This window comes from Massilia eurypsychrophila, from assembly GCF_002760655.1.
GTDB lineage: Bacteria > Pseudomonadota > Gammaproteobacteria > Burkholderiales > Burkholderiaceae_D > JAFCUW01.
This window is the reverse complement of sequence record NZ_PDOC01000046.1, coordinates 1-9,436: the sequence shown is the minus strand read 5'-3', so window position 1 is coordinate 9,436 and position 9,436 is coordinate 1. Positions and strand designations below refer to the sequence as shown.

Sequence of the window (9,436 nt, the reverse complement as noted above, 5' to 3'; positions counted from 1 at the left end):
CGGTAGCTCAGCGGGTAGGCCGCATACCAGCGGATGCAGACCAGGATCACATCGATCGGAAAGCGCATCCCTTTGAAGTTGAGCATGTCGAGTCGTCCTGGGTTCGGGCGCCGCAGCTTACCCGATTCCCCCGTCGATGTTCGCTAATGCGACAGAACCTCGAGCAGTCCTAACCCCCTATTGTGAGGCGATCCGCGGACGGATGTTTGATCTATCTCTGACGGGGCCCGAGACGATGTATCAGCAGTACTGGTCTATCGACCGCCTGAGGACCCTACCCCACCTTGCTTACCAGCGCAAAAGGTGCAATACTTGCCCTGTCGCAACGCAAAATATCATTATAGAAATATCCTCAGTTTAGCAATGTCCCTGCCGCTGCAGTTTTCAGCCAACCACCTGCCCCACTGATATGGCGTCGGCCAAAGGCATTTCCTCATTTTCTCTGCACGCCTAGCGGGTCATCCAACCGTTGTCGCAAGCCGACGAACAATGAACGGTCGCCCTCCTTTCCCACCGCCGAAAATCGGCATAGAGAGGAGCATTCTATGTGTACCCAACCGCAATACAACTACAAACCTAAAACAGTGCAACGCCAGTACACCGGCCCCGCTGACGCTGTTGGATCCGAGCTCTCGTTAGGCGTTTGTACCGCCGGTCGCCTCCCGCAGAGTTGTACGCAATTCGAGAAGCGAACACGTGTGGTATTCCAAAGACAGTCTTCCGTAGTAACCGCGCAGGCGCGTGGAACACACACAAACACTTTCGCGGCGATTCATATTGGCGCCGAGACATTCATCACCATCCTGCCATCGAAATACTTTCAATAGGAAGACCCAGTGCCTAGTTCGAACACCCAACCAGCTGCCGCACCAACGACGTCGCCGATTCCCGTGTAGTCCCCGCCCGGAATGACTTACCGTTGTTCACAGGAGTTCAGAAAATCTTCGGCTGGCTGACCGCAGCCACGTTTGAGGTTCCTTTGAACGATGGTCGCTCGGTTCATATGCCTAGCCAAACTCCCGGCAGGCGAGGACTGCTACGCGATCGTAATTGTGGACGCGTCGCGTTTCGTACAATTGTTGCGATCGGCGCATAGCAGCCACCAAGACGTTGAATTGCTCGACGAAAGCACATGGCCGACCGACTACAAATACCACAACGCAGTCGACGGCTTCGCGCACGGGGCGCAAAACCCAGTTGCCTTGGCCGAAGTATCATGTGGTCTTATCGCGCAAAAGATTGTAGAACGGCGCCGACGTTTTCTGTTTTGGAAGAGCGACGTCACAGTTGCTCGGGAAGGGGAGGTATTACCTCAACTTCACGAACGGCATTACACGCACAATCTATTTGCTAGCAAATGGCGTGAAGCAATTCCCGGTACTATGTGAACGGCACTCCGCGGAGCTGCTCGTTCAGCTAGCCGGATCATCGAGGCGCCAACCCTTACTCCTGTCCGCATTAAAGGATCAGTTGGAGAGCACCCGCCCTTACTGAATGAACTGCAATTACGCCCGGCCACCCGACACAGGTGGCCGGGTTTTTTTTCGTCTGTCATGGCAGCGTCGCCGTGAAAGGGGATACTGCTTCGGACCTAATAGGCAAAAAAAATCCGGCGCACCTGGCGCCGGAATATTAGCGGTTCATAAAACTTGCTAAGTCATTGATTATAAACGTATTTAACGGAAAACGACAAAGCCGCGGAAGTTTAAGTCTCTGATTTTAAAGAGTTTTTGTTTTCGGGGAGTTCGAATGTCTGCCCGTATTCACGTAACGCTGCCATTGTTCGCTTTCCTGCCATCTCGACATCGACGCCTTCTTCAATATTGATCACGATTTGGCGCTCATGGAGCTTCACTGAGAAGGCCGAGGATCCATTCTTGTCGCCAATCATTCGAGGTTCCAGCGCCTTCGGGCGAGGGCGCCTTGGTTTGAGCGCCTTCTCCACCAGGTTGCGCAACTCGTCAGCCTCGAGGTCAGGATGGTCGATCATGCTCTCGACCGCAGCCACGATCGCCTCCTCCCCTTCGGGATAGTCCTTTACAAGCTGCAAGACGACCTTGGCGTGACGATATTTGATCAAACCGGGGTATTTGCCTAGCAGCTGCAATATCGGCTCAGGGAGCTTGTAGAGGCTTAGGCATTGAGAAACGCGGGACTGTGAACAGGAAAAAAGCCTGCCTACTTCTTTTTGGTCCGCTGCGAGGCCATGGTCGAGTGATTGCTTGTACGCCTCCGCACGCTCCCAGTCACTCAGTTCCACCTGACTCTCGTTGCTGACCAGCGTTGCTAACTCGGCCGCCTTGTCGTCGTAGTCCACGACCGTCGCCTTGATATCGGCCCAGCCGATCAATCGGGCCGCACGGATGCGCCGGTGTCCATAGATAAGCTGAAACTGACCCGTTGCCAGCCTGCGAACCTTGATAGGCTCATCCTGGCCCCGATCCTTCATTGTCTGGCCAAGCGCCTGCAGGGCGGTCTCGTCGTAGCGTGTGCGTGGTTGCCATGGAGAGTCCACGACCAGTTGCACCTGGATGCGTACGATGACGTCCGCTGACTGTGCATTGCCGGCTGCTTCGACCATCGGGGTGCGCAGCACCGGCGCCGCGGTGGCCGTGTCACCTTCGAGCAATGCCTCCAGTGATTTCGATGGTCCCGTAGGCGCTGCGGTCATGTGCATCGCGCCATTGACTGGAGGCGGTGCAGAACCCCCTGCGGCGGCGAGCCGTGCAGCGAGCGTCGCGTTGAATTCCGCTTCAGATCCGTGCTTTTTGCCCATTAGAGTATCCCCATCTTCGCTACGAGTGCTTTAGTGACATCGCGCAGCTCGTGAGCAGCATTGCTGCTTGGCCGCGCAAGTGCCAGCGGCATGCCTTCATCATCGGACAGAACTTTCCGAAACTCCTCGCTGGAGCTCACCTGTTTATTCAGCCACGCGTCAGGATATTGCTTGGTCAGAGCAAGCACCTGCGCCGCCACCCGTACGCGAGTCATGTCGTAGAAATTCCCAAGGATGACTAGTTCTGGATACTTGCCGTGTTCCGCATCCATTTCGGCGAGGACGCCGGCCAAGTACGAAACCGACTTCGTGCTGTACTTTTCCATCGACACCGGCGCGATCACAAAGTCACTTGCGAGCAACGCGCCACGTGTAGTCTGGTTCTTGGCGGGTGGAGCGTCGAACATGATGACATCGTAATTGGACAGGTCGATGTCCTTGTTTTGCCCGGAACGACTATTCGCCAGCCACCTGGCGATTGCCAATTCTGGCTTCTTGCTCATGATCGCCTCTACGGTAAATAATGCCTCCAGTCGATCAAGCGTAACTTCGGACGGAATCAGGTGTGGTCCATTCTCGCCGAATGGCTTCTTGATGACCTGGTCAAGGGTTGCGCCGGCGCCGTTACCCTGCCACTGCGGCAGGAGGTGACCGAAGTGATAATTGACACACGTGGAAAGAGGCAAGCCAGATTCAAGCGCTTCTTCGTGCGTGAGCTCAGGGTCGTAGCCATACGAAATGGTCAGGTTGGCCTGAAAGTCGAGGTCGATCACCAGTACCCGTACACCCATGAGTGCCAGGGTCACCGCGAGGTTGGACGCCTTCGTCGTTTTCCCGACGCCACCTTTCGGCGCATACACCGTGAAGATGAGTTGTCGCTTGGCTACGATGCCATATTTCTTGGACCGATAGGCCGCAAGATCGAAAATGTTCTCGACGCTGAACAGTCTGGTTTTTGGGCCGTCTCCGCCTTGACGCTCGATTTGCAAGCCTGCGTCGTCGGAATCACGGCGAACCGCATCGACGCTGATACCCAGTAGAGTTGCGACGGCCTGTACTTTGAATGGCTTGCGCTTCAAGAATTTCCCCTTTTAATGTAATTTCGCCTATTCTTACAAAGAAATCATCCGCGTGCAAGGATAAACCTTGAAATCAATAAAAAACCTAGCAGCGAAGCGTTCGCCGAATAATAAGGTAACGTGCGAGTCGTCGGTCATGTGCCTAGTAGTTCAATTAATTTATGAATTGCATTCAAGACCTTAAGTATACGTTAACGCAGAGCAAGCCCAGTACCAGCAAGAGTTTCAGAAGGTTTAGGGTTGTGGATATGTTTACAGGTGAACCTTTTTGATGGGTCAGGGTTGTGGATATGTTTACAGGTGACCTTTTTTGATAGGGTAGGGTTGGGGATATGTTCTGAGGTCAAGTATTTTGATAGGTCATGTGTATAAGCCTTGTCCGGTCGTGCTAAACGCCTCTTTTTTGCTACACCGATTCCTTGATGACAACCATTTTGACTCGTACGCAAAATAAGCTTCGATTCGAGTTGTGAAAAATGTAACGGAAAGCGGCGATAGAAGTCATTCGTGAGTTCGGACACGGCGGCCCTGGTACCTATTCCGAGTCGAAAGGAGAACCTTTTTGATAGTCATGATTCGGACACACTTGAAAGGTGAGCTTTTCTGATAGGGAGGAGACAGCTGGATATGCCAAAGGTGAGCTTTTTTGATAGGCAAGCGCTCAGCAGATCCCAAAGGGGAGCTTTTTTGATAGGGGAGGGCGAGGAAGAGTGGAAAGGTGAGCGATTTTGATAGCCTAGCGAGCGAAACTTGGGCCACAAGTAACTTTAATTCGGTCAGGGGCGAAAAACCAAAGGAAACGGCATGCTTTCGTCGGGCCGCGGCGGCCAGGTTGAGTTTGAACCGACCGAAATCCTCACCTTTCGTCCCCAAAGGTGAACGTTTTTGATAGGACTCGTTGGCCAGACCGCCCTATCGCCTCGCGATGCGCTCAGCATCTGGCATGGGGGAATCTGCGCGGCGCTTGTAGGGTGAAGCGATACGGGAACTCGGGAAAATGTTTGACTAAAGCATGCCAAAGGTGAACAATACTCAGCAATTCTTACCCCTTGCTTGGATTTGCCGATGGCTTACGATGAAACCGCTGGCTCTCAGATGGCGCTGGCGTTACTGTTCGAACAGCAGCCTGAGATTCTAAAGAAACCGGTCCAAGCGATTCACATGGCGATCACTGGCGGGATTCAAAATAAGACCCAACGCTTAGCGTTCAACGCCATGTTGAAGCATGCGCTTGAAGAGCATGCCAAAAATCCAAGCGCGAACGTCGACACGTACTCGATCTCCCGCCTGGAGCTAATGCGGATCATTGACTACACATCCCCGAATCGGAAGCACCTGAAGGACGCGCTGACGCAGATGCAGAAAATGACGGTCCAGTGGGACTTTCTGCAACAGGACGGTGACGCAATGTGGGCGTCTTGTGTGCTTTTGCCATTCGTTGGCTTCGATCGGGACCGGGTCTACTACTCGTACTCACCACAGATTAAGCCGATGCTGCTTGATTCGAAAATCTATGCCAGGTTAGATCTGAGGATCCAGCGCACATTCAAACTAGATTCAGCTGCAGCGCTGTACGAGTGGGTCAATCGCTTCCGCACGAACCCATCGAAGAGAACCAACGAGATGATCTGGGAGGACTGGCGCTGGGTGATCTACGGTGAGGTGAACGAGAAGTCTGTGCTCCACGAATACAAGCTATTCAAACGTGAAAAGCTGAAGCCGGCCATCAAGGAGATCAACGAGAAATCGGACTTAACGATTGAACTGATCGAGAATAAGGACGGAGGGCGCAGCGTAAAATATCTCCAGTTCATTGTCGAGGAAAAGCCGATGTTCCGCCTTGACGCGCCGTCTAGTTCTAATGAGACGGCAGAGTGGGAAAAGCGATTGGAGGAAATGGGAATCGGCGTGCGTGATCGGAAAAAAATTCTGACGACGTACCCAGTCGCGGTTATCGACGCGACTTGGCGCTTCACGATGACCCGCGTCGCTGATAAGAGCCAAGTCCCGGTGAAGAACGTTGGCGCGTACATGAAGCGGGCGCTCGAAGGAAAATACGCGCCCGAAGTCGTTGAACAGACGCTCGCTAAACCTGGGGAAGACCTAGAGAGCATGCGGGAAATACAGATCAAATTTACTCAGCATCGCAACGCCGAGGCTGAGGCCATGTGGAATGAGATGCCTGAAGGAGACCGTGAATCCGCCATTGCCGAATATAACGAAACGCAGTCGAGTAATGTGACGCGAATCCCCGTGAGCCCTGACAAACGCATTCCGAGATTCATGATTCCGATGTACTCCTGGCTAGCCCACAAACACTGGGGTGAACCAAGCCCGCAAGACATCTTCCAGTATGCAATTGAAACCGGCGCGATCAGCGTGAACAAGAGCGCTTGACGATGTGCGGGCGACCGACGAGGCAACGTGGAGAGACATGGCGTTGTTCGTCATCACGCGAATTGGTCGGTGAGTCCAATCACCTACCAGTTCGGTCACCTATTGCCACTTGGTCATTTCGAGCATTGAAGGCGCTCATGGAGGCCATCCTCGCGACCATTGTGCGAATATCCTCGATACGCAAATGAGGCTCGTTGCGCAGCAGCTGCTTGTAGAGTAGGGCGATGAACTGGATAGCATCCACCGCACGAACCGGCACGGCTACTGCAGCGCGATTGCGCTGAATCACGCGCACGAAATAGTGAGACTCTTGGAATTCGATCTGTAGCGATTTGTCGTGCGTCCGGCCGTGGCCGTCGAACTTCACGCTTGGGACCAAGTTCTCGAGCAGCGCCAGGGTGAGGTAAGACTCCTGCACAGTCAGTTGAACGATGATCTTGTTCTGCCAATCGAACTCCTTGCGGCCGCTGCCGGCGGCCAACAACAGTGCGCCTTCAATCTGGATCGTGTACTGGTTCCCAGCGCGCGTGCGCGCCTCGCTAATGCACAGCGCCGCGGAGCTACCAAAAACTTTGAAGCTATAGTAGGGCGGCTCGATCGGCACGGCCGGCGCCGGGGCCGCTGCGGCCCCAGCATTTGATAAGTTCAGTCCCGCGCCCTGCAGGTAGATGACAGCCCGGGCCCGGTTTCCGGTGCTCGCGCTCGCACCCTTGATCGTATCAAACCCGCTCGATGCGTCGCGCTTGGCCGCAGAGATGATGGCCGACAAGTCGAATTGAAAGCCGAGCTGCTCGACCGTCCGGCCTACGCTTGGGGCAAGTGCGTTCACGACGGCCGCCAGGTGATCCCGGCGCCCACTCTCGCCGGCGGCGAACCATCTCAGATCGTTTGCGAACGCTTTGCCCTCCGCAGTGCCGACCAGGTCTCGCAGCTGCTCGCTGGTGACCGAAGGCAGCCGCGCGGCCGCAAGGGTTTCTAGGATCATGGAGAGCTTCACTGTTGTGGGTCTTCTTTGATTTTCGTGAACTTATAGTCGGCGGCCGATCGCTCGAGCGCCAGGCCTAGGACGTCCTTCAACTCGACCGGGCTGGCGCCGCTTTCCAATTGTCCCTTCGCGAACGTGTTGCGCAAGGTGCGCCCGCCAGCTCGAGAGGTATCGAGGCCGGCGCGCTCGAATGTGGCCCGAATCTGTTTGTAGACCGTTTTTTTGGTCATCTTCTTGCCTTCAACGTTGGCCGGGAAAACAAAGTCGCCAGGCAGCTTGAGTTTATCCACCATTGCAGCTCGCTCGCACAGCCAAGGATTGAGTTCGTTGATGCCCTCGCTTGGCAGCCTGGTCACATGCTCATAGCTGGTGTCGTGCTTTTCCTGTGGAGTGATCGAAAGTTCGATCGAGCCGTCCAGTGCCACCTGGTGGCCAAGTTCGCTTAGTAGAAGCCCGATTGCCTCGGAGACGCGGAGACCGGCCAGCGCGATCACAACCTGCATGGCTCGATCGCGCCGGCGCTTCCAACCATCGAACGGAGTCACGCGGCGCCGCCGAGGTGGATCCGCCGGCATCGCTTCGAAGAATCGCCGCAGCTGGTCAGGGGAGAGCGCACGCCCAGCCTCGTCTTTCGTCGTGTCGCCGATGTTGGCGGCCAGGATCGCCTGCTTCGCCGGATTGGGTATGGCGCCCAAGTGCTCGTAGCAGCGTTCTAGCAGGCGCAAGTAACGGGACGCGATCTTGCTTTTGAGTACCCGCTCCCGGTTATCGGTCCTGTTGACGAAGCGCACCAGGTCTGCCTGCGTCACCGTCGACATCGTTTTTCCCTGCTCCGCGATCCATGCGGCCAGGTTCCCAAACATAAAGTTGTACGTCTTCGCTGATTCCGCGGAGACCGTCCTGGGAATACCATCGGCGGGGAGGCGCCGGCCTGTTTTGGCGAAGGCGTCGGTGACGACAAATTCCTTGAATGCTTTAACAGGGTCGGCGTCCCACGGAGTCAGGTTGCGCATGATGGAAAAAGGGAGGGTTAAATTACAGCCGAGTATAGCATAAATGGTAACTAACCAACTTATACATGCTTTTAACTCATAGTGAGCTACTGCCGCCGGCTCCGGGGAAAGCGGGGGGGGCACTCTTTGATCTCTCTTTGCTCTTTTCTCTCTCTTGTCTCTCTTAGCACCGGCGTCGGTCGAGCCGCCAGGGTTTCGGTCGTCGAATAGCGCGGGGCTTGTCTGGAGGGGAGTGGTTAGGATGAGTATAGGTGGGTTAGTTACCTTTACCGCCGAACGACATGCATCTTGGTATGGCTCGTACTATCGAATGGTGACGATGGAGCGAACGGGGGCGCCGCAAGAATACTGCGGGCTGGCACTCGGTATGCTCGATGGAGAGCCCAGATATTTTTGCTTGAATTCGACGTCGCTGGGTAGGGGGTACCAGCCTGATGGACACGGTGTCCTTCAGAGAACACGGTTAGCTACTTGATTCGAAACGTTTTCCGGCGTTTAGCCGGTAAAAATGCGGCCAATAGCTTGCCGACCGATGCGTCTTTCCGAAGCACCACACAATGCTAGACACAACGGGTGAGTTGCTGTACAGACACACTGTCGGCCTCCGACATTTCGTACCCCGCTTTCCCTTCTCTATGTTTGCATAGACGAGTGACACGTGTGTCACGAACTCCTTTTTAAACCCGCTTTGCGGAATCTATTAGGAGTAGTGAATTATGACCATCTTGACTCAATCGGCAATCGCAGCACACCAGGTAATCCTGGCTCAACCTCAAGATAGACAACGCTCGGCGGCCAGATTGTCCTTGAGATGTTTGATATAGTTTTCGGCTTGAACGCGCGCGCAAAAATTTTTCCGTACAGCATGCCGGCATCAAGTCCAGATAACGAGGTCACCATGAAACGCGTCTTCTCGCCAAGCGCCATGACCTCGGTCTTCAACAGTACGCGCCAGGCCCTCGGCCATGAGCGAGCCTTTTATGTGAATTCATCGAACAGGCGCACAGCATGGTTCTGTCGCATTAGCGAACATCGACGGGGTAATCGGGTAAGCTGCGGCGCCCGAACCCAGGACGACTCGACATGCTCAACTTCAAAGGGATGCGCTTTCCGATCGATGTGATCCTGGTCTGCATCCGCTGGTATGCGGCCTACCCGCTGAGCTACCGGCACCTCGAGGAGATGA

General features: G+C 54.9%; 8 protein-coding genes and 2 pseudogenes. 4 read left to right on the top strand and 6 right to left on the bottom strand.

Features of this window, described 5'->3' with window-relative positions; all coding sequences use genetic code 11:
• A pseudogene (locus CR105_RS29670) lies at window positions 1-86 on the bottom strand (IS6 family transposase); the annotation flags it as partial.
• 900 nt (window positions 87-986) lie between these two features.
• Here CR105_RS29670 and CR105_RS29665 point away from each other — a divergent pair.
• Together CR105_RS29665 and CR105_RS29660 are read left to right on the top strand one after the other, a co-directional pair.
• A complete protein-coding gene (locus CR105_RS29665) occupies window positions 987-1,388 on the top strand; it encodes a plasmid fertility inhibition factor family protein (RefSeq protein WP_379676208.1) in 402 nt (133 codons plus the stop codon).
• Window positions 1,288-1,494 carry a plasmid fertility inhibition factor family protein gene (locus CR105_RS29660; protein ID WP_379676206.1) on the top strand — a complete coding sequence of 69 codons (207 nt, stop codon included), beginning with the start codon at window positions 1,288-1,290 and terminating at the stop codon, window positions 1,492-1,494. Before CR105_RS29665 ends, CR105_RS29660 begins: the two co-directional genes overlap by 101 nt.
• Window positions 1,495-1,705: 211 nt before the next feature.
• Here the strand turns inward: CR105_RS29660 and CR105_RS26750 are convergent, their stop codons facing one another.
• Both CR105_RS26750 and CR105_RS26745 read right to left on the bottom strand, forming a co-directional pair.
• The gene (locus tag CR105_RS26750) at window positions 1,706-2,776 is read right to left on the bottom strand and encodes a ParB/RepB/Spo0J family partition protein (RefSeq protein WP_099793948.1); all 1,071 of its coding nucleotides are present in this window, start codon (window positions 2,774-2,776) and stop codon (window positions 1,706-1,708) included.
• Window positions 2,776-3,855 carry a ParA family protein gene (locus tag CR105_RS26745; RefSeq protein ID WP_099793946.1) on the bottom strand — a complete coding sequence of 360 codons (1,080 nt, stop codon included), beginning with the start codon at window positions 3,853-3,855 and terminating at the stop codon, window positions 2,776-2,778. Before CR105_RS26745 ends, CR105_RS26750 begins: the two co-directional genes overlap by 1 nt.
• Before the next feature lie 1,065 nt (window positions 3,856-4,920).
• Between CR105_RS26745 and CR105_RS26740 the strand changes: the two genes are divergently transcribed.
• Window positions 4,921-6,252, top strand: coding sequence for a replication initiation protein (locus CR105_RS26740; protein ID WP_131021878.1), 1,332 nt, complete (start codon window positions 4,921-4,923; stop codon window positions 6,250-6,252).
• A gap of 79 nt (window positions 6,253-6,331) precedes the next feature.
• On the opposite strand, the gene CR105_RS26735 is transcribed toward CR105_RS26740, so the two are convergent.
• From CR105_RS26735 to CR105_RS28095, 3 genes are all read right to left on the bottom strand, one after another.
• The gene (locus CR105_RS26735; RefSeq protein ID WP_131021877.1) at window positions 6,332-7,237 is read right to left on the bottom strand and encodes a hypothetical protein; all 906 of its coding nucleotides are present in this window, start codon (window positions 7,235-7,237) and stop codon (window positions 6,332-6,334) included.
• Between the two features lie 8 nt (window positions 7,238-7,245).
• Window positions 7,246-8,250: a tyrosine-type recombinase/integrase gene (locus tag CR105_RS26730; protein WP_099793940.1), complete on the bottom strand. Its 1,005-nt coding sequence runs from the start codon at window positions 8,248-8,250 to the stop codon at window positions 7,246-7,248.
• A 714-nt stretch (window positions 8,251-8,964) separates the two neighbouring features.
• Window positions 8,965-9,192, bottom strand: a complete 228-nt coding sequence (locus CR105_RS28095) for a hypothetical protein (RefSeq protein WP_131021876.1) — start codon at window positions 9,190-9,192, stop codon at window positions 8,965-8,967.
• A 141-nt stretch (window positions 9,193-9,333) separates the two neighbouring features.
• Between CR105_RS28095 and CR105_RS26725 the strand changes: the two are divergent.
• Window positions 9,334-9,436 (top strand): annotated as a pseudogene (locus CR105_RS26725) (IS6 family transposase); the annotation flags it as partial.